Annotated in this window: 30 protein-coding genes and 1 pseudogene; 21 read left to right on the forward strand and 10 right to left on the reverse strand. The window is 33.5% G+C overall.

Translation table 11 applies throughout. The features are described from left to right. Positions 1-97 precede the first annotated feature (97 nt). From AC0L0O_RS28650 to AC0L0O_RS28675, 6 genes and pseudogenes are all read left to right on the forward strand, one after another. The gene (locus tag AC0L0O_RS28650) at positions 98-412 is read left to right on the forward strand and encodes a PadR family transcriptional regulator (protein ID WP_001078066.1); all 315 of its coding nucleotides are present in this window, start codon (positions 98-100) and stop codon (positions 410-412) included. A gap of 13 nt (positions 413-425) precedes the next feature. After that, a complete protein-coding gene (locus AC0L0O_RS28655; RefSeq protein ID WP_072179696.1) occupies positions 426-1037 on the forward strand; it encodes a DUF2812 domain-containing protein in 612 nt (203 codons plus the stop codon). Positions 1038-1549: 512 nt separating this feature from the next. Then, complete coding sequence (locus tag AC0L0O_RS28660) at positions 1550-2323, forward strand: ABC transporter ATP-binding protein (RefSeq protein WP_101195431.1); 774 nt, start codon at positions 1550-1552, stop codon at positions 2321-2323. After that, positions 2298-4271 (forward strand): FtsX-like permease family protein, encoded by a 1974-nt coding sequence (locus tag AC0L0O_RS28665; RefSeq protein WP_168392811.1) that lies wholly within the window; start codon positions 2298-2300, stop codon positions 4269-4271. The genes AC0L0O_RS28660 and AC0L0O_RS28665 overlap by 26 nt, the downstream gene beginning before the upstream one ends. A 667-nt stretch (positions 4272-4938) precedes the next feature. Further along, positions 4939-5343, forward strand: a complete 405-nt coding sequence (locus tag AC0L0O_RS28670; protein WP_000933871.1) for a PH domain-containing protein — start codon at positions 4939-4941, stop codon at positions 5341-5343. A gap of 75 nt (positions 5344-5418) precedes the next feature. Next, a pseudogene (locus AC0L0O_RS28675) lies at positions 5419-5855 on the forward strand (alpha/beta fold hydrolase); the annotation flags it as partial. A 276-nt stretch (positions 5856-6131) separates the two neighbouring features. Here AC0L0O_RS28675 and AC0L0O_RS28680 read toward each other — a convergent pair. Both AC0L0O_RS28680 and AC0L0O_RS28685 read right to left on the reverse strand, forming a co-directional pair. Continuing rightward, positions 6132-6371, reverse strand: coding sequence for a DUF2798 domain-containing protein (locus AC0L0O_RS28680; protein ID WP_000700218.1), 240 nt, complete (start codon positions 6369-6371; stop codon positions 6132-6134). 231 nt (positions 6372-6602) lie between these two features. Continuing rightward, positions 6603-7064, reverse strand: a complete 462-nt coding sequence (locus tag AC0L0O_RS28685; RefSeq protein ID WP_473786224.1) for a hypothetical protein — start codon at positions 7062-7064, stop codon at positions 6603-6605. 213 nt (positions 7065-7277) lie between these two features. On the opposite strand from AC0L0O_RS28685, the gene AC0L0O_RS28690 reads away from it, so the two are divergent. The 3 genes from AC0L0O_RS28690 to AC0L0O_RS28700 all read left to right on the forward strand — a co-directional run bounded on the left by AC0L0O_RS28690 (position 7278) and on the right by AC0L0O_RS28700 (position 8245). Next, positions 7278-7667 carry a YflT domain-containing protein gene (locus AC0L0O_RS28690; RefSeq protein WP_000448812.1) on the forward strand — a complete coding sequence of 130 codons (390 nt, stop codon included), beginning with the start codon at positions 7278-7280 and terminating at the stop codon, positions 7665-7667. A gap of 50 nt (positions 7668-7717) precedes the next feature. After that, a complete protein-coding gene (locus AC0L0O_RS28695) occupies positions 7718-7918 on the forward strand; it encodes a CsbD family protein (protein WP_000004269.1) in 201 nt (66 codons plus the stop codon). A gap of 75 nt (positions 7919-7993) precedes the next feature. Then, positions 7994-8245, forward strand: coding sequence for a GlsB/YeaQ/YmgE family stress response membrane protein (locus AC0L0O_RS28700; protein ID WP_000522903.1), 252 nt, complete (start codon positions 7994-7996; stop codon positions 8243-8245). A 180-nt stretch (positions 8246-8425) separates the two neighbouring features. On the opposite strand, the gene AC0L0O_RS28705 is transcribed toward AC0L0O_RS28700, so the two are convergent. Beyond that, a complete protein-coding gene (locus AC0L0O_RS28705; protein WP_000391010.1) occupies positions 8426-8626 on the reverse strand; it encodes a hypothetical protein in 201 nt (66 codons plus the stop codon). A gap of 197 nt (positions 8627-8823) precedes the next feature. On the opposite strand from AC0L0O_RS28705, the gene rsbV reads away from it, so the two are divergent. The 5 genes from rsbV (at position 8824) to AC0L0O_RS28730 (ending at position 12218) form a co-directional block, all read left to right on the forward strand. After that, complete coding sequence (rsbV, locus tag AC0L0O_RS28710; RefSeq protein ID WP_001984225.1) at positions 8824-9162, forward strand: anti sigma b factor antagonist RsbV; 339 nt, start codon at positions 8824-8826, stop codon at positions 9160-9162. Positions 9163-9168: 6 nt separating this feature from the next. After that, a complete protein-coding gene (gene rsbW, locus AC0L0O_RS28715; protein ID WP_000970576.1) occupies positions 9169-9651 on the forward strand; it encodes an anti-sigma B factor RsbW in 483 nt (160 codons plus the stop codon). Beyond that, positions 9614-10390 carry an RNA polymerase sigma factor SigB gene (sigB, locus tag AC0L0O_RS28720; protein ID WP_072180641.1) on the forward strand — a complete coding sequence of 259 codons (777 nt, stop codon included), beginning with the start codon at positions 9614-9616 and terminating at the stop codon, positions 10388-10390. The genes rsbW and sigB overlap by 38 nt, the downstream gene beginning before the upstream one ends. A 69-nt stretch (positions 10391-10459) precedes the next feature. Then, positions 10460-10900 carry a ferritin-like domain-containing protein gene (locus AC0L0O_RS28725; protein ID WP_000017761.1) on the forward strand — a complete coding sequence of 147 codons (441 nt, stop codon included), beginning with the start codon at positions 10460-10462 and terminating at the stop codon, positions 10898-10900. 175 nt (positions 10901-11075) lie between these two features. After that, a complete protein-coding gene (locus AC0L0O_RS28730) occupies positions 11076-12218 on the forward strand; it encodes a fused response regulator/phosphatase (protein ID WP_149282341.1) in 1143 nt (380 codons plus the stop codon). A 38-nt stretch (positions 12219-12256) separates the two neighbouring features. Here the strand turns inward: AC0L0O_RS28730 and AC0L0O_RS28735 are convergent, their stop codons facing one another. The 3 genes from AC0L0O_RS28735 to AC0L0O_RS28745 form a co-directional block, all read right to left on the reverse strand. Beyond that, positions 12257-13114 carry a CheR family methyltransferase gene (locus AC0L0O_RS28735; protein ID WP_000429055.1) on the reverse strand — a complete coding sequence of 286 codons (858 nt, stop codon included), beginning with the start codon at positions 13112-13114 and terminating at the stop codon, positions 12257-12259. A gap of 16 nt (positions 13115-13130) precedes the next feature. Next, on the reverse strand, positions 13131-15821 hold the full coding sequence (locus AC0L0O_RS28740; protein WP_473786225.1) for an ATP-binding protein: 2691 nt from the start codon (positions 15819-15821) through the stop codon (positions 13131-13133). Positions 15822-16026: 205 nt separating this feature from the next. Then, positions 16027-16278 carry a hypothetical protein gene (locus AC0L0O_RS28745; protein WP_000991339.1) on the reverse strand — a complete coding sequence of 84 codons (252 nt, stop codon included), beginning with the start codon at positions 16276-16278 and terminating at the stop codon, positions 16027-16029. A 222-nt stretch (positions 16279-16500) separates the two neighbouring features. On the opposite strand from AC0L0O_RS28745, the gene AC0L0O_RS28750 reads away from it, so the two are divergent. The 4 genes from AC0L0O_RS28750 to AC0L0O_RS28765 all read left to right on the forward strand — a co-directional run bounded on the left by AC0L0O_RS28750 (position 16501) and on the right by AC0L0O_RS28765 (position 18004). Continuing rightward, positions 16501-16638, forward strand: coding sequence for a hypothetical protein (locus AC0L0O_RS28750; protein ID WP_000359813.1), 138 nt, complete (start codon positions 16501-16503; stop codon positions 16636-16638). A 39-nt stretch (positions 16639-16677) separates the two neighbouring features. Beyond that, positions 16678-17208 carry a general stress protein gene (locus AC0L0O_RS28755; RefSeq protein ID WP_072180490.1) on the forward strand — a complete coding sequence of 177 codons (531 nt, stop codon included), beginning with the start codon at positions 16678-16680 and terminating at the stop codon, positions 17206-17208. Positions 17209-17346: 138 nt separating this feature from the next. Beyond that, a complete protein-coding gene (locus tag AC0L0O_RS28760; RefSeq protein WP_473786226.1) occupies positions 17347-17550 on the forward strand; it encodes a DUF4028 family protein in 204 nt (67 codons plus the stop codon). 142 nt (positions 17551-17692) lie between these two features. Beyond that, positions 17693-18004, forward strand: coding sequence for a YbjQ family protein (locus tag AC0L0O_RS28765; protein WP_000637511.1), 312 nt, complete (start codon positions 17693-17695; stop codon positions 18002-18004). A gap of 577 nt (positions 18005-18581) precedes the next feature. Here the strand turns inward: AC0L0O_RS28765 and AC0L0O_RS28770 are convergent. From AC0L0O_RS28770 to AC0L0O_RS28780, 3 genes are all read right to left on the reverse strand, one after another. Next, entirely contained in the window at positions 18582-18887 is a 306-nt protein-coding gene (locus tag AC0L0O_RS28770) for a hypothetical protein (RefSeq protein ID WP_473786227.1), read from the reverse strand. Positions 18888-19004: 117 nt separating this feature from the next. Continuing rightward, positions 19005-20000, reverse strand: coding sequence for a zinc-dependent alcohol dehydrogenase family protein (locus tag AC0L0O_RS28775; protein WP_473786228.1), 996 nt, complete (start codon positions 19998-20000; stop codon positions 19005-19007). A gap of 128 nt (positions 20001-20128) precedes the next feature. Further along, positions 20129-20269: a YflJ family protein gene (locus tag AC0L0O_RS28780; protein WP_000273536.1), complete on the reverse strand. Its 141-nt coding sequence runs from the start codon at positions 20267-20269 to the stop codon at positions 20129-20131. 154 nt (positions 20270-20423) lie between these two features. On the opposite strand from AC0L0O_RS28780, the gene AC0L0O_RS28785 reads away from it, so the two are divergent. Further along, positions 20424-20786 (forward strand): hypothetical protein, encoded by a 363-nt coding sequence (locus tag AC0L0O_RS28785; RefSeq protein WP_000582792.1) that lies wholly within the window; start codon positions 20424-20426, stop codon positions 20784-20786. A 26-nt stretch (positions 20787-20812) separates the two neighbouring features. Here AC0L0O_RS28785 and AC0L0O_RS28790 read toward each other — a convergent pair whose 3' ends face one another. Then, the gene (locus AC0L0O_RS28790) at positions 20813-20998 is read right to left on the reverse strand and encodes a YhzD family protein (RefSeq protein WP_000539551.1); all 186 of its coding nucleotides are present in this window, start codon (positions 20996-20998) and stop codon (positions 20813-20815) included. 168 nt (positions 20999-21166) lie between these two features. Between AC0L0O_RS28790 and AC0L0O_RS28795 the strand changes: the two genes are divergently transcribed. After that, positions 21167-22408 carry a metallophosphoesterase family protein gene (locus tag AC0L0O_RS28795; protein WP_002035870.1) on the forward strand — a complete coding sequence of 414 codons (1242 nt, stop codon included), beginning with the start codon at positions 21167-21169 and terminating at the stop codon, positions 22406-22408. Next, a complete protein-coding gene (locus AC0L0O_RS28800) occupies positions 22405-25329 on the forward strand; it encodes an ATP-binding protein (RefSeq protein ID WP_473786229.1) in 2925 nt (974 codons plus the stop codon). Before AC0L0O_RS28795 ends, AC0L0O_RS28800 begins: the two co-directional genes overlap by 4 nt. The last annotated feature ends 12 nt before the right edge of the window (positions 25330-25341 follow it).

Genomic DNA, 25341 nt, shown 5'->3' on the forward strand with positions numbered 1-25341 from the left:
ACTTAATTTGACATATACAGTATAACTGTATAAAATCAAAATATATAGTTGAACTATATAGTTTAGCTATATATTTATCGTTACATTGGAGGTCTTTATGAATAGAGATAAAAATTTACCATTAACGGAAACAACGTATTACGTTCTTTTAGCTTTATTAGAGCCAGCTCATGGTTATTTAATTATGCAAAAGGTGGAGGAACTGAGTAATCATCAAGTAAAGATCGCAGCGGGTACATTGTATGGTGCGGTTGAAAATTTATTAAAACAAGGGTTAATAGAATCGGTAAAAAGTGAAGATAAACGAAGAAAAGTGTATGTCATTACGGAACGCGGGAAAGAAGTATTGCACTTAGACTTTATGAGAATGCAGCACATTATTGAGGTTACAAAAAGTTTATTACATGTATAGTTAGGGGGAAACGATGATGTGGAGATTGAAATTCTTTTTAGACTTTGAGAAAGAGGAAAAATGGTTAGAAGAGATGGCTTGGAAAGGCTACCAACTAGAAAGCAATACATTTGGTTATACATTTAGATATACAGAACCAGAAGATGCAACGATTAGAATAGATCATAGAGTATTTAGTAGAAAAAGTGAATTTATTAATTACTGCACATTATTTGAAGATAGTGGCTGGGAGCATATAGCTGGTAATTGGTGGTCAGGTACGCACTATTTTAAAAAGGTAAATGAGGAAAGTGAAGATGATATTTTTTCAGATCAAATGTCACGAGCAGGGAAGTATAAACGCCTATCTAAAACATTTTTAGAATTAGCTATGTGCTCTATTCCGATATTAATCCTATTTATGTTTAATGACACGATTCATTTAGGAGCACTTGCAAATCCGAAAGAACTATATTTTACGCCAGGTCTATGGGATAAGCAAGGTGCATCATTTCTATGGTCATTCTTATTTGAAACACCATTTGCATTGATGAGAGGCTTAGCATGGTTATTTATCCCTGCAGCAATTGTTATGTATTTAGTTTGCTCGTATAAAGCAAATCGGTTGTATGAAGAGAGAAGATGATAGAAAGCATAAATTTTATTGGTATGTTACACCGGCTTAGCATGTGTTTTTCCCTTTAATTAATAGCTTGTTCTCTTGTTATTCGCTGCATGAACTACAAAAAGATCTAATACGGAAGACCAGCCTAAATAAACTATTGTATTTCTCAATAAACAAAACAATTTAATGTGGTAAAATAATAGTTGGATGGGAGTCCAATACATATTATTAAAATTAAGATGGTTCAAGTCGGAGGAAGGCACCTTAGGGTGTCTTTTCTTTTTTCATATGGTGCTCCCATCGCTATTAACTTAAGAAATTGATTCTCCCCCAAAACGAAAGAAACGGTTCTAACACATTAGATTTCGCATTTAATGCTTCTTGACAATACTACTATTTACTTTAATATTAATTGCACTTTCTTATTGTAATCTTACATTCTTGTAAGGTAAATGTAAGGCAATTCAATATGAAGACTATAACACTTTAGATTAAATTATAGATATCTAATAAACGAACAGGAGATAGCAACAATGAGTATATTAACAGTCCGTAACTTAAGTAAAATTTATAATACAGGAGAAGTATCTTATAAAGCTCTTTCCAATATTGATTTGACAATACAAAAAGGAGAATTTGTAGGGATTATGGGAGCATCAGGGAGTGGAAAATCAACTTTGCTGAATATGATTTCTACTATTGATGCACCAACATCTGGGGAAGTATTTATTAACGAAAAAAATCCCTATTGTTTATCTTCTAATGATTTAGCTCTATTTAGACGTCGTGAACTAGGATTTGTCTTTCAATCTTTTAACCTTATGAATACTCTAACTGTAAAAGAGAATATTGTTTTACCACTTACATTAGATAATGTAAGTTTGAATGATATGAATGAAAAGGTAGAAGTTATTTCTAAACAACTGGGGATTGAACAGATTTTAAATAAAAGAACCTATGAAATTTCAGGAGGTCAAGCCCAACGAACTGCCATTGCTCGTGCACTTATTCATTCTCCTCAATTAATTTTAGCAGATGAGCCAACAGGAAATTTAGATTCAAAAGCGGCAAATGATGTGATGGAACTTTTAAAGAAATTAAATAAAGAAGAACAAGTAACTATGATGCTAGTGACACATGACCCTGTAGCAGCGAGTTACTGTGACCGAGTAGTTTTCATTAAAGATGGATCTTTTTATAATGAAATTTATTACGGTGAAAATCGTTCAATATTTCACAAAAACATTATGGATGTAATATCTTTATTAGGAGGCAATCAACATGAATTTGCGTCAGTTCGCGCTTAATAACGTCATTCGTAATAAGCGATTATATTTAGGCCATTTTTTAAGTAGTACATTTGCCGTGATGATTCTATTCATTTATGAATTACTTGCATTTCATCCTAATTTCACTGGTAATCTTGTATCGACAAGTGCGGTCATAAGTGCCTTAAGTACACAAGGATTTAAAATTACTCAATATTTAATTATATTTTTCTCCTTCTTTTTCATTCTATATTCTATTACTATGTTTTTAAAAACAAGGAAAAAGGAATTTGGTATCTTAATACTCCATGGCATGTCTGATACACAATTAAAAAAGTTAATCTTCATGGAAAATATGTTAATTGGATGTTCTGCAATTATTGTAGGGATTGGAACTGGATTAGTCTTTGGGAAATTAATCTTACTGATATGTAGTTCACTTTTCCTATTAAAAGGTGGCCTGCCATTTTATTTTCCTACTAAGGCAATTTTAATGACATCTATTATGTTTTTTATTTTATTTATACTTGTCTCTTTTTTCACTTTACGAGTAATGAAAGTATCCCAGGTAATTGAACTCATGAAATCTGAAGAAAAACCAAAAACGGAACCAAAGTCATCTAAATGGCTAGCTTCCTTTTCAATTCTTTGTATTATCATTGGATATGCCTCAGCATTTTATTTAGATACAGCATTGGAAAAAGGAACCGATTATATATATGTTATGTTAATATGCGTTTTCTTATGTGTATTAGGAACATATTTTTTATTTACTCAGCTCAGCTTTTATGTCATTACAATATTGAAAAATCGTCAATACACTTTCTTTAAAAAAACAAATATGTTAACGATTTCGGAGTTAGCATATCGAATGACAGATAACGCAAGAACACTATTTCTAGTAAGTATACTTTCGGCAGTTGCCTTTACCTCTATTGGTGCTTGTCTTGCTATTGGAAATGGAGCATTAGCGGAAGTTGACAGCCCTTATGCGTTTGAGTATACATCATTTAAACGCAACAAGCAGGAGTCCTCTCATATTTCTCAAATCGAGAAACAATTACATGATGCTGGATTCTCATATAAGTTAGTAACTTCTACTGGTTTTAATACAGAAGGAGGTGCAACAATTATGAGCCTGACTGATTACAACGCAACTGCCAAAACACTGGGATACCCAGTAGAAACATTAAAAAAGGAAACGGATAGTCTGATTCTACCATCAAAAAAATATTTAAGAACAACTTCTCAAGAGGAATTAAAGAAAGTGTCTTCATCTCTTAAAATAAAACAGGGTAATATGAATTTTAATCTTTCGAGGAATAAGATATTAAGGGATAATATTATTGGCCCATCTTATCATTTTTCTGTTGTTGTTTCAGATTCAATATATGAAACAATACTAAATACAAAGCAATTAGCAGAAGGAAAGGCTGATCAGCATAAAGTCTATCGTTTTTTAATTAAAAATATGCATGAAACAGCAGATGTTGCTAAACAACTTGAGAAGGTAATTTTATATGATTATCAAAGTGGACAACCACCTTTTATGTTTGATTGCTCGGTCTTACAATGGTTAGAACGTAAACAAATGAATGCAATGCTATCTATTCTTAGCGTACTAGTGGGGGTTGTATTTTTTATATTTGCAATTAGCTTCTTATACTTCCGTTTATTCACAGATTTAGATCGAGATAAAAGCCAATTTCAAATGCTTTCTAAATTAGGGTTAACTAAAAGAGAGTTAAAAAAAATTGTAACCCAACAAATTAGCATATTATTTTTTGTGCCTATTGTGATTTCTGTTATTCACAGTAGCGTAGCCTTTTTGGCAATAAGGGCTTTAGCGCAGAGCAGGGTGGGCGTAGACTTACCTGTTGCAGGGAATTCTATTCTCATATTCACAACCTTTATTAGTGTACAAATAATTTACTACCTTATTATTAGAAGAAATTACTTGCGTCAAATACTTCATTTTATAAAATAAAGCAAAAAGTATTATATTAGTTAGATGGACAAAGAAATAGTATTTAAATTTATAAAACAATAATTTGATTTAATAGATTTTAGCGTATTGTTAAACGTGATAAAGAAATTCTCATATAAAAATAAGTACATCTGTTTTTTAACGAGATGTGCTTATTTTGATTTTAATAATTTATTCCTACTATTGATTCATACTTACCTGAAGTTCGTAACAGCTAGGGTAGAGACTTAGACGTAGTTTAGTTTTGCTTTGAACGATATAACCACACTGTTTACAAGTCCGTTGCTCCAAACTTACTTTTCTACCATTTGGTAGTGCAAATTTTTGCTTATCAGATAGTTGTTTTTTTCTGATTTTGAGCGTTTATATACCTATTATTTACTCCCTAGAATACATTAGCTACAGGGCTTCTAAAGGATTTAAACCTTCTTTACTGGGTTTTAGTTTTGTAAGTTCTAATGGAACCTCATTCTAATTTTTATAACTTATCATTTATCTTCACCCCATTGATTAAATTAGTTTTTGAAATAAATATGTGAATCTTTTTGGGTTTGTTATTAATCTTATATAAACTCTAACCTTATTCTAATTTATGGTAAAATTAAATGACATATAGGAAGAAAAAGGATAAATGGTAAGAGATTATTTGCATACCGGGGGAATAAAAATGTTAAACAATAATGTATTAGATGCACTATTTAATGAGGTAGCATATGAAGATGAATTGTATTTTTATTATTTTTACACTATGAAAATGGCAGCAACATCAGAATATCTTAAATTTGGACCTGGTGCATTTTTAGAAAATCAACATCAAGTGATTTGTTTTACTAATAAGAGGATAATGATGCTTGAATTGAATCCTTTAACTGGTAAGTTTAATGGTAATAAAATAATAATTAATATTGAAGATGTAGAGGATATAAAAGTAAAAAGAGGGCTAATAAAGTCTAAAGTTATTGTTACATTAAAAGGTAACAAAGGAGATATCGTTATGAATCCCAATAGTTTTACAATTGGATTATCAAATCATAAAAAAAACTTAGTGAAACTCCAAGAGATGTATAGCTAAAAAACAGTTTCTATAAAGTTAAAAAATTCATTTTGATTATGATCTTGATAAAAGACTAATTAGAATGGATTTTTTGTTTCTTTTGGAGGATGGATAACAATGAACTTGGCTAGATATAATTATGAGCATATTGCTACGGCTAGTTTATTGGACCCAGTTTTTGTATTTGCACAAATATCCATAAAGATGATTCTAGCATCTATTCCAGCTTCTATTCCTATTGTACCTAAGTTAATCGAGTCGGGTATGCGTAATTATAAACTGAAAACACGAGCACCTGATTTATTTAGTAAAGAAGACTTAAAAAATATCAATATTCCAGTGCTTGCATTAATGGCTGAAAAAAGTACAATGCATAATTCGGTAAAAGCAGTTGGAACTGGAAAAAATATGTGAAAGATATAGATATAGTGAACTGGAAAAATGCATCTCACGCAATTAATGGTGAGTTCTCTAACGAGGTTAATGCTAGAATTCTTGATTTTATAGAAAAACATTCTAGTGATACCTAAGATGAACACGGGAAATATGTTGTAATGACAATTTTACTTCTTCTATTTTCATGAATATGTATAATTACATAAAATTTCAGTGAAAAAGAGAGTATACTTTCTTATTGTGTAATAAAGATAAAGCTCGCCTACGGAAATAGGCGAGCTTTTTTAACATATAAAGAAAAGACAACTTTTCAAGTACCTTTCTTTGAGTTAAAACATTTTACTAGGTTAAGTTTTGTGATGATTATTTCTTTTCATTTAAATGAACTAGAGTAGTACATTACTTTATTTTTAAGCATCCTTCTCAACAAATATGAATATTTTCATTATTCTTTTCACTACAAAGGGTAGTAATTTAGAAGCTAAAAATGCAAGCATGAAAGCAATTGCCCATGTTTTCAGCCATGATTTGAGAAATAAAGCTGTATACCCAACGTTCATTGAAACCATGACGAAAGAGATAATACTAGATATACCTAAAATCATAAAGAGATTAAAAATGATTGGTTCAAATTTTTTATTGATTTTCAAAATTAACACCTATTTTCTATATATGCTTTGCTGCCCGATTTCACCAACATCTAATCTTACAGTTTGAAATCTAGGTTGTCCAGCTTGTTGTACTTTTCTGCAATAGTAACAATACGTATATAACTACAGCGTAAATAAACGTTATAATTAATAGTTTTGCTTTGAATGATAAGGAGTAGAACTTAATAGGCTGTATGAAGAGAAAAAGGATTTCCTTAAAGGAGATCCTTTTTACATTTTAAAAAAATCTTTCATCATTTTAGTATTTTTAATGTTCACCGTTACACCTTCAACTTTATCTTTTTTCTCATCTTTAGCAATTGTAATGTGTTCCTTATTATCAACCCACACAAGAAATTCTTCTTTTGCGTCATCTTTATATGTAACGGTTATAGTAGAATGTGCAGATTTTCGCTTTTTTTGATCTAGTGTAATTGTTTTAGGCGTGCCTTTTTGAACTGCTGAAACGATAGGTTGTATCATTTCTTTGTTGTCTGTTTGAGATTTAGAGGTAGTATTATTGGTTGTCTGAAGTATTTCGATATCTGTAATATTTGCGGAATTTAATTGAAAGGCATTTTGTTTCTGTTCTTGTTTAGCTTGTGGAGATTTGTCTGTAGCTGAGGTACTGGCACAGCCTATTAAAGTGAAAGATAGAGCGGTTAGAGCGCATATATAAGTGATTTTTTTCATTATATCCCCTCCTTAATTTAATTATAACAATTTTCTGTTAATTTAGGTAGTTATTGTAAGGAGAAGATGTTTTAAAGTGGTAAATGATGTTGTTCATTTTCTATTAAAATCAAAATTCACATAACTTTTTTCATATTTTATGTTTAACATTTCGAAAATAGGTGTACTACATATAATATAACAAATAATTCATTTTAAAGGAGGAAGTTAAAGATGGAAACGAAGTATAGTAAACCTTTTGTATATGAATTTATTACGGAGAAAGAGGTCATGAATGCGGCGAATGATCTAGTGAAGAAAGGAATAGACCAAAAAGATATTTACGTATTAACACACGAGAAAGAAAGGACAGATAGAATCGCAGACAATGCAGACGTAAATACAATTGGTATAAAAGAGGAGGGACTTGGGACAAGCATTATTAACGTTTTTCAAAACACGGGAGATCAGTTAAGAAATAAGATGCAAGAGTTAGGACTTAATGAAGAAGAAGCAAACTTCTACGAAGAAAAGCTGGATGAAGGGAAAATCTTGTTATTCGTTAAAGATTTAGAGAGAGTCGGTGAATGGTTACAAGAAAGAAGATGCATGTATTCTATTTAAGTTTGTATCCTGTAAATCTATAAATCTATTACGAAAAGGAGATGGGAAATATGAGTGAGAGCGGACTAAAAGAACAAATTACGGGTAAAGTGGAAAAGACAAAGGGACAAGTAAAAGAAGGAATTGGTGAGGTTACAGAAGATAGAAAGTTGAAAAATGAAGGGAAGTGGGACAAGACGAAGGGAACGATAAAAGAAAAAGTCGGAAAAGTGAAACAAAAGATAAGTGATGGGTTGGATAATAAAGAATAATACATGTTTATCAAGCTTTGGTTACATACCAAAGCTTGATAAATTCAATATAAAACGAATATAGGAGGGTTAATTGTGGGACTTATTATTACGTGTATTGTAGGTGGACTTATTGGTGCGTTAGCTGGAATGATTACGGGAAAAGACTTTCCTTTAGGTATAGTTGGTAATGTGATTGCCGGATTAATCGGATCTTGGGTAGGTAGTGCATTATTTGGTCATTGGGGTCCTGAATGGGGAGGCATTTTCGTTCTTCCAGCGTTATTAGGTGCAATCGTCTTTATTTTAATCGTTACATTCTTCTCTAGAATGCTACGGAAAGCGTAAGTATGATAATGAATAGTAATCTCAAGTTTATTATATATGGATATAAAGTTAAAAGAGTGATAAATATACATAAAAAAGCATCCAATTAAACTAATTTGGATGCTTTTTTATGTAATCTGCATAGGAATAAGCGGGGGATGAAGGCCCCCGCTTATTGAAATTACACTTTTTTATTATGTATTAAACCATCGTTGCTTTCTCACAATTATTTATTCTTACGACTTGCCTTGGTTCTATATGAGATACGTCTTCGTTATTACTTATATCAACTACGATTGTATTCGTTAGTATGTTAATAATGGAACCAACTAATTTTGTAGCATGATCGTGTCGATAAGAAAATTGAACGAAATCTCCCTTTTTAAAGTTGTGCTCTTCCATAGATAGATCCCCCTAAAAATAATGTTTATAGATTATATATACACAAATTTATAAGGTTTAAACATTTGGTAGTATTTTTTTAGTGTTAAGCTGAGAAAGATATAGAAAATTTATTTATAATAAAAATAAAAAAATATGTTTAAAACTAATTTTTATGGGTAATTAAGATAGTAGTAGTTTGAGATAAGGGGGCGGAAATGATGAATTTGGGAATAAATATTTTGCAAAATGATGTAGGTTATACGGTACAACTTAATGGTGAAATTGATGCATATACAGCATCAGATTTGAAAAATAAGATCATGCCTATTGCAAGCGAAAAAGAGGTTCATATTGTCGTAGATTTTAATAAGGTAGATTATATGGATAGTACTGGTTTAGGTGTTTTTATAGCGCTATTAAAAGCAGTTAAGAAAAATGATGGAAAACTAGAGTTTATTGGTGTATCTAAAAGGTTAAAAAGATTATTTGATATTACAGGGTTAACAGAAATATTAAATTTGAATTCCGATTTTGAAAAAGTAGAAAGAAGGTGACTAGGGATGATGGAGAGATTTGAAAAGATAGAAATGAAAATTCCTGCAAAGGCAGAATATGTGGCTATTATTCGTTTAACAATGGCTGGTGTTGCAAATCGAATGGGCTTTGCTTATGACGATATAGAAGATATGAAAATTGCTATTAGTGAAGCATGTACAAATATTGTACAACATGCATACAAAGAAGACGTTGGAGAAATTGCAATTGTCTTTGGGCTATATGAAAATCGATTAGAAATTATGGTTGCGGATAATGGGGTTAGCTTTGATTTTAATAACTTAAAAAGGAAAGTTGGTCCGTATGATATTAGTAAACCTGTAGAACATTTGCCGGAAAATGGTTTAGGTTTGTATTTAATCAATACGTTAATGGATGATATACAAATCATGCATGATGAGGGCATGACAGTTTTAATGACAAAATATATACAAAGAGAGCAGGTGGAGAATGATGGAAATCCAATCTCAACCTACGAATCTTACTAAAGAAGACGTTATTGAACTAATTGCAGAATTTCAGCAAAACCAATGTAATGAAGCGCAGGAAAGGTTAGTTGATCATTATAAAAATCTTGTATATTCCATTGCATATCGCTATTCAAAAGGCGGGCCGATGCATGAGGATATTATACAAGTAGGCATGTTAGGGCTCTTAGGCGCAATAAGAAGGTATGATTATTCGATAGGGAATGCTTTTGAGCCTTTTGCAATACCTACGATAGTAGGGGAAATAAAGAAGTATTTACGTGATAAAACTTGGGGCATTCACGTTCCAAGGCGAATTAAAGATTTAGGCGGGAAAATTAAACTTGCGATAGAGGAACTAACAGATCACCTGCAACGTTCACCGAAGATTATAGAAATCGCAAATCATTTAGGGCTATCCGAAGAGGAAGTGCTAGAAATTATGGATGCGAAAAATAATTATCGAGTATCTTCCTTAGATGATGTAGTTGAAAATGCATCTGATGGCAGTTCGGTAGCGAGAATTGAATCTGTAGGTGAAGTAGAGAAAGGATATGAAGAGACAGAAAGGCGTCTCGTTTTAAAGGATATTTTTAACGTATTAAATGAAACGGAAAAGAGTGTTATTCATTATATATTTGAAGAAAATTTAAATCAAAAAGATACAGGGGAACGGTTAGGTATTTCACAAATGCACGTTTCTCGTATTAAAAGACAAGCGATAAGTAAGTTGAAACAAGCCGCATTTTTAGATACATAAAAAATTTAAAATAATGATGTTTAAAACATGAGAAAAGGGGTACTTATTAAGTATAGGAGGAGATATGAAATGTCACACGATGTGAAAGAACTAATCGAAGGATTGAATGAAGATTTAGCAGGAGAATACTCAGCAATTATTATGTATAACCATAATGCAGCTACAGTTTCTGGTATATATAGACAAGTGTTAAAACCTTTCTTTGAATCTGAAATTAGTGATGAACAAGGACATGCCCTATATTTAGCGGAGAAAATTAAGACGCTAGGTGGTACACCTACTACGATCCCTTTACGAGTGAAACAAGCAGAAGATGTTAGAGAAATGTTAGAATATGCTAGAGAATCAGAATATGAAACAATTAAGCGTTATGAAAAGCGAAAAGAACAGGCTGCGAATTTAAATATGACAGAGTTAGTTGTAAAGTTAGAAGATATGATTGCAGATGAAACCAATCATATGGAAGAATTGGATCGTCTTTTAAATGATAAAGCAATGGTGCTAAATTAAAAGTGGAAATTTATAGAGTGAAAGAACAAACTCTCATTTCTGGGGGTTTGTTCTTTTGCTGTATAAAAAATAGGTATGAGTAGGAAATTTTCATTTTATAACTGAGTATGTAATACTAGAAAAATAGAAAATGATAACAGATTTACATTTTAAATAAGAAAAGGGGAAATCACTTGTGTCCATTTTAATTGTAGATGATAATCCGGTTAACATCTTTGTAATTGAAAAGATTTTAAAACAAGCCGGATATCAGGATCTTGTATCGCTGAATTCTGCACAAGAGCTTTTCGAATACATACAGTTTGGAAAAGATTCTTCCAGGCATAATGAAATTGATTTAATACTATTAGATATTATGATGCCTGAAATTGATGGACTTGAAGTTTGTAGGCGATTACAAAAAGAGGAGAAGTTTAAAGATATTCCTATTATTTTTGTTACAGCTTTAGAAGATGCAAATAAATTAGCTGAAGCTCTTGATATGGGGGCAATGGATTATATTACGAAACCTATAAATAAAGTTGAGTTGTTAGCGCGTATGCGTGTAGCATTACGCTTGAAATCGGAATTAAATTGGCATAAAGAACAGGAAGAAAATCTTCGGAATGAACTGGATTTAGCTACGCAAGTACAAAGAAACTTATTAAGTAGCCCATTAAGAGAAGAGCATATAAAAATTGAAGCAAGTTACTTACCTTCATTTAAACTAGCTGGAGATATGTATTACTGGTATAAAATCGATGAAAACCGCTACGGTATTATATTATTAGATGTGATGGGACATGGTGTATCTGCTTCCTTAGTTTGCATGTTCATTTCGTCTGTATTACGTGAAACGATTAAATGTTTAATCGATCCAGAACTTGTCATGAAAGATTTAAATAAATATATGACTCTTTTACATAATGAGAATGACAATATTCCATATTATTTTACAGCGATATACTTAGTAGTTAATACAGAAGATAGAACGATTGAATATGTAAATGCAGGACATCCTTCTGGATATGTTTTAGTTGATGAAACAAATGTAGTGGAACTAAATCGCGGGAGTTGTGCGGTAGGATTTTTTGATGAAATAAAAGTTGAAAAGACAGTTATACCTTTTGAGAAGAACGCTCAAATCGTATTGTTTACAGATGGTGTACTTGAAGCAATAGCAAATGATGAATTTGAGGCTGAAGAGAAATTACGTACTTTTACAGAAAGAAAATGGGGAGAGTTAGAAGAAGAGATAGAAGGGTTTTATAAGGAAGAACAGAAGGAAGCACAATCAGATGATATGTGTCTCATTATGATACAAATGAATGCGAAATAAAAAGCGTATGAAATCCAAATAGAGGATTTCATACGCTTTTATTGTATTTTTTGATAGATTTGTTCGTGTGGATTAAATTGCGTATAATGCGGCATGATATCCGAGAAACGAAGAGTTTCTTTATTCCCTAAACATAGGAATCCATTGTGACTTAAACTTTCATAAAAGAGTTGCTGTACTTGGTTTTGAAGTTTACTTGTAAAGTAAATTAAAACGTTACGGCAAAGTATAATATGAAATTCGTTAAAAGATTGATCAGTTACTAAATTATGTTGTGCAAAAATAATGTTTTGTAACAGTGAAGGATTAAAATAAGCAAAACGACTATCCGTTGAATAATAGTTAGAAAATGCTTGTGTACCGCCAGATTGTAAATAATTTTTCGTATAAGTTTGCATTTTATTTAATGGAAGAATTCCTTGTTTTGCTTTTTCTAACACATCTGTATTCATATCTGTTGCGTAAATAACAGCTTTTTCACTTAACCCTTCTTCGTGAAGTAAGATGGACATGGATAATACTTCTTCACCAGTTGCACATCCAGCATGCCAAATTCTAATTTCAGGATGCTTTCTTAATTCAGGAATAACATGCTCTCTTAGCGCCTTAAAAAAGATAGGGTTACGGAACATCTCAGTTACATTGATTGAGAAATCATTTAATAACTGTTCTAAAACCCCTTCCTCATGAATTACTTTTTCAATTAATTTTGAAATGGTAGGGATATTAGAAATCTGCATTCGATTACAAATTCTTCTATAAATAGATGTGCGAGCATATTGGCGAAAATCAAATCCTGATAGTTTAAATACCGCTTCTAATAGTAAGTCAATTTCTAAGTTCGTACGCTTATCCGTATCTACTGATGGATCAAAATTATAATACTTATTTTCCACTGAAACGAAACCTCACTTATTTTATTAACCATACACTCATTACCGAATAGAGTTGATGTAAATTTAATGGTTTACTTATATAATCTGAAGCGCCAGCAGATAAACATTTTTCCTTATCATTTGGCATTGCTTTAGCAGTTAATGCGATAATAGGTATTTCATGTAATCCTAAGTTCATTCGGATATGTTCCATCGTTTCATAACCGTCCATATTTGGCATCATAATATCCATTAAAATAAGGTCGATATTTGTATTGTTTTTTAGTATTTCTAAACACTCTAGGCCGTTTTGTGCAGTAATGATATTGGCATGTTGTTTTTTTAATGCATTTTGTAATGCAAATATATTTCGATGATCATCATCGACAATTAAAATAGTTTTCTCTTGGAAGACATTATTTGCTTCTGGGAGAACGATAGTTTCTTCAATAACTTCAGCAGGAATAACTTCATCTACCGTTGCTGCGACTTCTAAATTGGATAACTGTACATCATGTAATCCATTTGGAAGGTTGGGAATATATACGGTGAAAGTACTGCCTTCTCCTACATGACTCTGTAACGTAATCCAACCACCTAATAATCTAGCAAACTCTTTACAAATAGATAATCCTAAGCCTGTACCACCATACTTCCGAATCGTTGCGCCATCAGCCTGTTGAAAGGCTTCGAAAATAAGTTGATGTTGTTCTTTAGCAATACCAATACCAGTATCTTTTACTGAAATTGTAATCCAGTCTTTACTTATAGATTGCATATCATGACTTAAATTGCTTGTTTCGATTGAATCGAAATGTAAAGAGACGGATCCTTTTTCCGTGAATTTAAATGCATTGGATAATAAGTTTTTAATAATTTGTTCAATCCGTTTTGCATCTGTATAAAACAAATCAGGAATCGTATCACTGTCTTCAACAGTAAATTTAACATTTTTTTGTGCAGCGATATGTAAAAAGTTTTGCTGCATACTTGCAGCCATATCACTTATGTTCGTTGCTTCAAAAATGACATCTAGTTTTCCGGCTTCTACTTTAGATAAATCCAGTATGTCATTAATTAAAGTAAGCAAATCTTTCCCTGATGAATGAATGACGGTTGCTAATTCAATTTCATCATCGGATAAATGATTATCATGATTTTCTTTTAACATTTCAGATAATAGTAAAATACTATTTAACGGTGTGCGTAATTCATGCGACATATTTGCTAGGAACTCTGATTTGTATTTTGAGCTACGTAACAACTCACTTGCTTTTTCTTCTAATTCTAATTTAGTAATTTGTAAGTCAGCTGTCTTTTGTTCAGCCTCTTCCGTTCTAGATTCTAACTGTTCATTCGTTGTTCGCAATTCTTCGGCTTGCATTTGGAGTTCTTCCGCTTGTGTTTGCAATTCTTCTGATTGAACTTGCAACTCTTCTGTCATTGCTTGTGATTCATGTAAAAGAGTTTGGATTCGCATGCGTCCCATAATACTATGGATTGTTAAACCTAGATTATCAACAGTTTGGTGAATTAAATCTTGATGTAAATCTGAAATGTCAGTTACACTTACTAACTCCATTACTGCAATCACTTCATCCTCAAATAAGACAGGGATGACTAGTAAATTTTTAGGGCGTATTTCTAATAATCCAGTAGTAACGTAACGAAACTCTTCAGGTATGTCCCTAAGAATAAAACTTTTCTTTTCTAAAGCAGACTGTCCAATGAAACCTTCACCCATTTTAATAGATTGTTTTCCAATATCAACACCTTGATCGGCAAAAGAAGCTTTTTTCACATAGTAGACAGTTTCTTCAACTTCTTCACGTACATAGAATGCACCGCAAGAAGTTTGCGTTTTTTGTATAATGCCACTCAAAATTTTGTTACCTAACATCTCAATAGAAGATACACCTTGATACATTAAAATTAATTCTGCAATCTCCGTTTGTAACCACTCTCTTTTCGATATTTCGTCTAGCAGATGGTTCGTCGTATGAGCAAGATCTTTTATTTCATCATGTGTATTTACATGAATTCTTTCCGTAATTTTTTCTTTAGAAGAAATGGATTTAATAGCTTGAATTACATTTTTAATCGTTTTTGTAATGGAATTCGAAATATAAAGTGAAACGATAATAGAAATACAAGATAGTAAGAACAATAAACTGTATAACCAAAGCTCTAATTTATTATTTTTAGTATCTAATTGTGCAGCTCTTTTTTTCGTTAATTGCTCCTCAGTGCTGCGGAAGTCAGTTAGTTGTGATTGTAATGATTGGATTTCGGTAGTGTCGATTTCTTGTATTTTATTACTATTATGATTTGCAATTAACGGGTGAATCTCTTTATTCATCCAATTAGTAATGTTTCCGTTAATCTCTTTTAATTTTTCTTGCTGAGATGGATTGTCTTCTAATAAAGAAAAAAGATCATGGTAATGCTTTTCATAATCTCTTTCGGCAGAGTTAAGAGATTGCAAATAGTTCGCGTTATTAGAAGTGATAAAGCCTTTCGCTTTATTTTCAATTGTTAGCAAGTCTTTCTCCACTTGGTTCGTTAAATTGAGAACTTTAAAATCGTGATCAATAATAAAATTACGAGATTTTTGTAAATTGGAAATCTGATTGTTTAACATAATAAAAGAAATAAGTAAAAACAAAATGATAACTAAATAACCAGCCATAATTTTGTAGCGAATACTAAATTTTGCTTCCGATTTCATTAAAAATTCCTACCTTCAAGGTTATTAAAAGTTTTCTATTTTAAAGAATGAAAAACGTAATATATATTATATCAGTTTTCATAGGGCTAAACTAGAAATCCCCCTATTGTATTAGGGGGTCTCGTTTTGAATAGAGGAAATCATTTTGAAGTATAAAACTATGTATGAAAAGTAACAATCGAGGGAATAGGGGGTAATAAAACCTTTAAGAAGGAAAGAGTGTTCTTAAAGCTCTTTTTGCATCTATTCCTTCAAATATAAATAATACAAGCTCTCTCTTTTTTACAGTAAGGAAAAATGATACTAATGTGCTTAAGTTTTTAATAGAAGTAAGTGTTCCTTGTTTACTTATAAATACATTCGTTTGAAATGTTGTCATTAAAGCATAAAAATGATGAATCTGCGTTATTGTAGGTGTTTCATTATAAAGAATAGTAGTAGAGTGAATGGCGTTCATCGTAATTTTCCTTTCCATATAATAAGCATAACAATATAAACGTACCCGTTTTAAAAAATGTTAAACATATAAATAAGAAAAAATATAATTATAGTTTTTTTACGTTTAGAAAGGGTTAAGAAGGGTATACATATACCATAAAGAGATTGACCGAAGATGAATTGTAAAGTTCTAGTCTATAAAAATATACTTTTACTTTAAATAAAAAGGAGACTGTTACATATGGATAAAATGATAACGGATATTACATTTGATTTCATTTACTTGTTAAGTAGTTCTCTTGTAATCCTTTTATTGTTAGCGTTTTTCGTAAATGGTTATGTGAATAAAAAAATTAGTGTATATAAAAACGAAGAGTAATAAAGATGTATGATATAAAACTTTAGGAGGTTAATAGTTATGAATATGGATAGAAAAATAGTAGGTGTTTTTCCAACAATTGATGATGCGGCACTCGTTATTAATGAATTAAAGGAAAAAGGATACCCGGCAGATAACATTTCAGCTATTGCGAAAGATCAAAAGGAAATTGAACATCTGGAAGAAAAATCGGGTGAAAAAGTGAATAGCGAAACTGCACATAAAGCAGATATCTTTTCAGCAACAGGGCTTGTAGCAGGAGGAGTAGCAGGCGGACTCGGTGGTTTATTAACAGGTCTTGGTGTACTTGCCGTATCTGGAATGGGCCCAATTGTAGCCGCAGGACCGATCGCAGCAGCTATTGGGGGAGCTGGTATTGGCGGAGGAGCTGGAAGTTTAATAGGAGCATTTATAGGATTAGGAATCCCTGAAGAACATGCTAAAAAGTATGAAGAATATATTTACGATGGAAATATATTAATTTTAGTAGATGCAAAATTAGATGATAAGTTAGAAATCTACAAAATATTTGATAAGCATCATGCTTATAACTCTGATTTCTTTAAATAAAATGTAAACAAAGTAAATATCGTTTTTGGTCTTACAATTTTGGCGCGACCGAGGAGTCGTATGACTATAAGAGAGGAAGGGCTTATAGTAAAAGATCAAGTTCTATTCTATTATTTAAAAGGAAAGAGGTGTCTATTCGTGATTGTAAAAATATTAAAGGATAGTAGTAATAGCTTCCTTTGCACAGTCCAAAATAAAAATGGGGATCAGTATGTGAAGAAATGGTTTCGTAAACATGAAAACAATGAAGAATTAGGACGACCAACTTTTAAAGAAGTAGAATGCGACTGGAAAGAAAATAGGGAATCGTTTATGTATCCAAATGTTAAAGCGCTTTATTAAAATGAAACATAATGTGCGGTTCATTCTTACAAAACTGTCACATTCCTGTAAGGTAATTCAATAGATTCGTTGCTTGTTCCATGTCATAATAAAGACATAAGAAAGCTAATTAAAACTACAACTTATTAGGAGAGTGTCAGTCATGATTGTAACAACAACGTCTGGAATTCAAGGTAAAGAAATTATTGAGTATATCGATATTGTAAATGGTGAAGCTATTATGGGTGCAAATATTGTCCGCGATTTATTCGCTTCTGTTCGTGATGTTGTCGGTGGTCGTGCTGGTTCTTACGAAAGTAAGCTAAAAGAAGCTCGTGATATCGCAATGGATGAAATGAAAGAACTTGCAAAACAAAAAGGTGCGAACGCTATCGTTGGCGTTGACGTAGATTACGAAGTAGTTCGTGATGGAATGTTAATGGTTGCTGTAAGTGGTACAGCTGTACGTATATAAGTAAATAAAAAACAGGCTCACCCCTCGAAGATTATGCTTTGAGGGGGTTTTTTTTGTTCATAACTAAAGTTAAGAGGGAAAAGAGCTGATTACTAGCCTAATTATTTTAAGTGTAGTATATTATTTTTAAGATATAAAGTAATAATATGGAAAATTTGTATATATTTAATGAAGGTGTTAACTTTATGACAAATAATAAAATTGCTATTTGAGGTACGGAGAGAATTAGTGGTATGAATAATTTTAGAGAATGTATAGTTGATAGAAATAAACGATGAAGCATGTAAAGAGTTATATTACATAAAATTTATTATGAATGGAGGCGGTTACAATATGTTTTGGTTAGGATGTTTTTTAGGATACATTGTAGGTTCTGTTATTACATGTGCGCTACTTTACTTTGGATATAGATCCCATGAAAACAAAAAAGCGGATATACAACAGAGGGAGGAGAGGAAAATCAATAAAAAAGGTGTATAGGATGTGGAAGGTAGGGTGGTGATAACGTTGATGCAAAAATAAAGGGCAGTACATATTTTGATGACTACTATGTACTGTCCCGTTTATTCTTTTTGGATTATGAGAAGTTGTTTCCTGGCTTGCTATAAATTTCATAGGCGAAATAACCAAATAAATAGCCTATTCCAGATCCTAAACTAACTGAAAGCAGGGAGAAGTCCGGGAAAAACATACCGAAAATCAAACCGATTATACAGCCAACAAGCATTCCTATAGGTATGAGACTATCTAATAAGTTTTGAGCTTCTTTTGATTTTTTCTTACCTAATTTTCCGTTCTTATATTTATGTTCCAATCTTTTTATTACAAATACTACAATTCCCCCGACTAGTATAACAGGCCAAATTGCCGAAATTAACCACATGTGAAAATCTCCTTTCACCTTTTAATAGAATTATACCAGATACTTACAAATGTTCGCTCTTAAAGGTATTATCTAGTCTATTTAAAAGGCCAATCAAAAAGCCCACTTCAATTGTAGTTAATAACTAGTCAAAAATACTTTCCCTTTCGTTTTCTCAGCAGACTGCACAACATCAACTGCCGCTTTCACATCCGCTAAGTCATATGTAGAATGTACCGTCATAAAACGTAATTGCTTATTTTCTACTAAGCGAATTAAGTGACGAAACGTTTCTTGCCATTTATATGGTGATACCTCTTTATTCCAATGTCGTAAATGAAATATGTTCGCGTGTACTTTTGCTTTGGTGACAATCTCTGCCCAGTTCACTTGTATTCCTGATAGAAGGCCGATCGTTAAAAAGTGCCCGTTTGGACGTAAGGAGAAAGCTAATTCATTTCCATCCGGTCCTCCGATAGAATCAATCGCAGCGTCCGCACCGAGCCCGTTCGTTAATTCCATAACGGTTTCATAAAGCGGGGCAGTGGAAGTATCAATTACATATGCAGCACCAAGGCGCAGTAATTCTTCTGTATGCTTATTATTTCTTGTAACGGCAATTAATCGGAAGTTCAATATTTGTGATAACTGCGCAAATAGATGTCCAATAGCGGATCCGCAAGCATTCACTAATAAAACATCATTACTCTGTAAGTTTAGCGTTTCTGTACAAGTGACCCACGCCGTAAGAGGATTAATATACATTTGTGCCGCTGTGAAATCATCGATGGAATCGGGAATAGGAACTACAAAATCAGCTGATGTTTTCACATATTCTTGCCAAGTACCTTCTCCGCGTAACGGTAAAACACGTTTGCCGATAAGTTCTCTAGAAACAAAAGCCCCTACATCTTCTACAATGCCAACACCTTCATAACCAGGTATGTTAGGTAACGAAATTCTATGGGCATACGCTCCGGTAACAGGAATTAAGTCAGACGGATTAATCGGTCTAACTAACATACGAATTAGTACTTCATTCTCTTTTAATGGTTCTATATTTTTATATTCCACTTGTAATACATCTTTTGGGTTGCCGAACTTGTGAAATTGAATGCATGTTCCGTGCAACATAAATGTTCCCCCTTAGTTTGATTGGTATTATTATAACATTTGCAGTTCAATTGCTTGTTTCATTTACATGTAGGAGGGAAACATAAGCAAAATAAAAAGGAAGCAACCGTAGTCGCTTCCTACATCTATTAAGCTGAAGCTTTCTTCATTCTCTCAAGTAAACTAGATAACACATGCGTACGATACGATTCTAGTTTTTTACCTTCATAAGTACGGATACCTAATTTTTTAAGTTCTTTTACATACCAACCTTTGCTTCCGAAATACATGTAATCGCTCCCCTTCAACTTTGTTTTTATTTGTTCTGATTGCATATGGAGGTACAGGTAATATAATGAAGGAAATGAATTTCGCGCGAAAATGGTTAACTTTGTTGCAAAAGACATATATACTAAAGATAGTATACAACGAGGTGGACAAGACGTGATTATAGAGAAGCACGAAATTCAAATTGACCAAATTACGAGCGGTAAAGTGAATATCTTTACTTTCTATCGAAATAGAAAGCAAATTGATGATCAGTTTTTACGATTGCAAGAACCATCGCTTACAGCAAACTACTTCTTCCATTTTCATTTTGATGCAGAGAGTTTGCATCTACTGCAGAAAGAGTTTCCAAGCGTATATCCGTACGACGGTAGTGAAACGATTCACGACTGGACGGAAAAGATGAAAGCAGAATTGCAACATCAGATCCAAACAGGAAAATGGAATAAGCGCGTACGTATCGGTAATCGCATTCTAGATGTGGTGTTTACGTGGTGTGACGAAGATATAGTAGAGTGAAAAAGAAGCGGATGACGCTTCTTTTTTTAGCGCTGGAATAAAACGAGCTTACCTGCAGAAGATGTGCAGCGATGTGTTTTTTCATACAATCCTTTTTCTTGTAAAATAGATTCACCTTTTGCTTTCGCTTCTTTTTCAGTTGCCGCCTCGAATGATTCGTCTAATGCTTTTGAACCATCTTTTTCAAAGACTGTTAGAACGTATACTCCCATGAAAATTCCCTCCAATAATAAAAATCAGAATCTTATAACTATTTTGGCATAAATCAATAGAATATGCAAAGAAATATATGACATTGCGTGTTAAAATAGAGTGAAAGTTTTATGGACACTAGATTTACTATTTGTAGTAAAGTACGGAAAAAGAAAGGATCGTTATTTGTGAAACAAGTGAAGTTTATACATGCGGCTGATTTGCATTTGGATAGTCCGTTTAAAGGAATGGAGATGAATGTACCGCAGTCTGTTTGGGAGAGAATGAAGCAGAGTACGTTTGAATCGTTCGAACGTATTATTGATAAAGCGATTCAAGAGCGCGTTGATTTCGTATTACTAGCCGGGGATTTGTATGATGCGGAGACGAGAAGTTTGAGGGCGCAAGTGTTTGTGCGCGAGCAAATGAAGAGACTTTCGCAGTACGATATCCCTGTTTTTATTATTCACGGTAACCACGATCATTTAGGGGGAAGCTGGGCAGCAATTGAGTTTCCGGAAAATGTTCATGTGTTTACGGAGCCTTATGTAGAAGAGAAATCCTTTTATAAAAATGGTGAGCTATTCGCTTCTATTTACGGATTTAGTTATTTGCAGCAAGCGGTAACGGATAATATGACAGTGCAATATACGAAAATGAGTGATGCGCCTTTTCATATTGGCATGCTTCACGGAAGTGTGGAAGGCGATGCAGAGCATAATCGCTATGCACCGTTTCAAATTCGTGAGCTGAAAGAAAAGCAGTTTGATTATTGGGCTCTTGGCCATATACATAAACGTGAAATTTTATTAGAAGAGCCATACATCATTTATCCAGGTAATATACAAGGGCGTCATCGTAAGGAAACGGGCGAGAAGGGTGCATACCTAATTGAACTTACGAAACAAGGATCGCACTGTTCCTTTTTCCATACGGCGGATGTTGTGTGGGATGAGATAGAAGTGAATATTGATGGACTTGAAACTGTTGATGAACTTATGACAAGTGTGTCAACTGCGATGAATGAGTGCCGAAGAGAAGAAGAAGGTACGCTATTAACTGTCGTATTTACAGGGCAGGGACCAATTTCTCCTTATTTACGTGATGAAAAGCGTGTAGAAGAAATTTTTCATATTTTAGCATCTGGAGAAGAGCGAAAGGATTTCGTATATACGATGAAGTGGAAAAATGAGACGGTTTCTTTTGCAGAAATCGAGCGTTTGAAAGAAGAAAATCATTTCGTCGGTAGTGTGCTGAAGGAGTTAGAAGCTTTCGCCAATATGGACGGCGTGTTGCGCAGTATTTGGACATCTCCTATAGCGCGTAATAGTATTGAATCTTTTACAGAAGAAGAGAAGAAAGAGATTCAAAAGGAAGCGGAAAACATTATTTTAGAACAATTATTCCAGCAAGAGAGGGATAAGAAATGAGAATGGAAAAACTCCATATTTATGGATACGGAAAATTAGAAAATGTGGAAATGGATCTTTCAATGCTGACGGTGTTATACGGTGAAAATGAAGCAGGGAAATCAACAATTCGCTCGTTTATGAAAAGTATTTTATTCGGTTTTCCGACGAGAGGACAGCGCCGTTATGAGCCGAAAGAAGGCGGGAAGTATGGCGGTGCGATCACTGTGCAAACCGAGAAGTACGGCCGTTTAAAAATTGAACGATTGCCAAAGACGGCTGCTGGTGAGGTAACTGTTTATTTTGAAGACGGGAAAACGGGCGGCGAAGAAATTTTACACGATATATTAACCGGGATGAATGAAAGTTTATTTGAATCGGTCTTTTCTTTTGATATGCATGGTCTTCAAAACATTCATCAGCTAGGCGAAGCGGATATCGGCAATTATTTATTTTCGGCAAGTGCAGTCGGAAGTGATGCATTATTGCAGCTAGATAAAAAGCTAGAGAAAGAAATGGATCAGCGCTTTAAGCCGAGTGGGCGCAAACCAGAAATTAACGTGTCACTGCAAGAGATGAAGAAGCTGGAAGAGAAGATGAAAGAGTGGCAAGGGAAAATTGGCACGTATGAAAAACAGGTGAAGCAGTTAAAAGAAAGTGAAGAGAAATTGGCGTTTGTTCGCGCAGAAAAAGAGAGTGCAGAAAAACGAAAGCAAGATTATGAAATATTAGCAGCGCTTGAACCTCTCGTTATTGAAAAGCGTGCGCATGAGAAAGTGTTAGAAAAAGAGAGCGGGCAATTTCCGGTAAACGGAATGGCGCGTTATGAAGCGATTAAGGCAAAAATGGAGCCGCTTCAGTTACAAGTTGATTCCTTTCATAAAAAAATAGAAAACGTGCAATCGGAAATGGAATCGATTCAAATAGATGAAGAGTTTTTACAAAAAGAAAGTTATGTAGAAGAACTTCGAATGCAGCATATGTCTTACGAAAATGCACGTCAAGAAATGCGTGATATAACAGGAGCGATTACGAATATAAAAGAAGAGCTTGCAGAACTCGAGCAACAAATCGGCACTACTTTTGAAGAAGAAACAGTTCTTTCCTTTGATATGAGTTTGGCAACGAAAGAGTTAATTACGCAAACTGTGCAAAAGGCACGCGAATTAGAAACGCAAAAAGCGCAGCTTGATGACCGTTTTAAAGTAGCGCAGGAGCAATTAGAAGAACAAGAAGAAAACATAAGACAAATTCAGAAACAAATGTTAGCGGATGAAGAGCGAAATACGTTAGTTGAGAAAGAGAAGTCGTTCCAAGATGCGGCGTTTATCGGTATGGGCGCTGAGAGAATGAAGCGCAAGTACGAGGAAAAAGCAGGAGCAGCGATGCAAAAGAAAAAACAGTGGCAAAGAGTTTGTCTTCTGTTACTTCTTATTAACACAGGCGTTTTATTCACAAGTTTATTTATAGATAACCGCCTACTCTTATTTATTAGTGTCATTGTTTTTGTAGGGATTGTTCTTGCCTTCGTTTTATATAAAGATCCGTCAAGTGGATTACAAGAAGAACTTCTTACTCTTCAGCAAAGTGCTGGCGGGAGACAAAGTGAAGAAGCGATGACTGTACGCTACCAGTTAGAAAAAGACGAAGAGATTCGTAAGTTATTTGAGCGTGAGTCATATAAGTTACAGCAAATGGAGCGAGCGTATGATAAAGTCGTTTCATCGTATGAGGAATGGGAGAGGGAAACGTTCCGCACGAGCGAACAAGTAAATGTGTATAAAAAGCGCTATACGTTCCCTGAATTTTATACGTATGCGCACATATTGCCGGCGTTTGAGCGTATGGAAAAAATGCAGCAATTATATCGTGAATTAGAGAAACAAGGCACGCGAAAATCTTCATTATATGAAATGATTTCGCAATTTGAACATAAACTAGAAACTGTTATCGGTAGTGCAGAGTATAATAAGCTGCACGAGGCACAAAGCCGTATGCAAAATGAGAAAGAGAAGCGCCAAACTTGTAAGCAGTTAAAAGAAAAACTGGCGGAATGGCAAGAAGAATATGAGTTCATGCAAGAACAGTTGAAACAACTGTTAGTAGAACGAGACAGTTTATGGCATATCGCAGAGTCTACAAATGAAGAGATGTTTTTAGAGGCAGGTAAACTAGCGGAAAAACGTGAAGATGCAGAGAAACAAGTGGGGCGTTTATTGCCGCAAATTGATCTGTTAGAACAACGTTTAACGAGTTTATCATTAGCGGAACATTATGAAGCTGACGGTTATGATGAAAAATTAAAGCAAGAACTGACAGCCGCGCAAAACTGTCTGGCACAAGAAAAAGAACTGACAGAGCGTATTGCGAAACATCGTATGGAAATTGCGAATTTAGAAGAAGGTAGTACGTACGGTGATTTAATGCATGAATGGGAAATGAAAAAAGCGCAAGTGCGTGAACAAGTGAAGAAATGGGCTGCTTATGCGGCCGCAAAGACAGTGTTAACGAAAACGAAGCAATATTATCATGAAGTACATCTTCCTCGTATTTTACAAAAATCAGAAGAGTATTTCGTCTATTTAACAGGCGGACGATATAGTAAAATCTTTTCACCGTCAGAGGCAGAGCCGTTTATTGTGGAACGTAATGATGGTATGCGCTTTTATAGTCATGAACTAAGCCAAGCGACGGCGGAGCAGTTGTATTTATCGCTGAGATTTGCATTAGCGAAAACATTTGAGCATGATTATCCATTTATTATTGATGACAGTTTCGTGCACTTTGATGCGGTAAGGACGAATCGTACGATTGAACTTATAAAGGAAATTGCAAAGGATAGACAAGTCATATTCTTTACATGTCATGCGCATTTACTCGCGTATTTTACAGAAAAACAGATTATAAAATTAACGCATATGCGTAAAGAAAACGAGTTGTAGTGTGCTATACTA

The organism is Bacillus sp. GS3m_15504 (assembly GCF_055825275.1).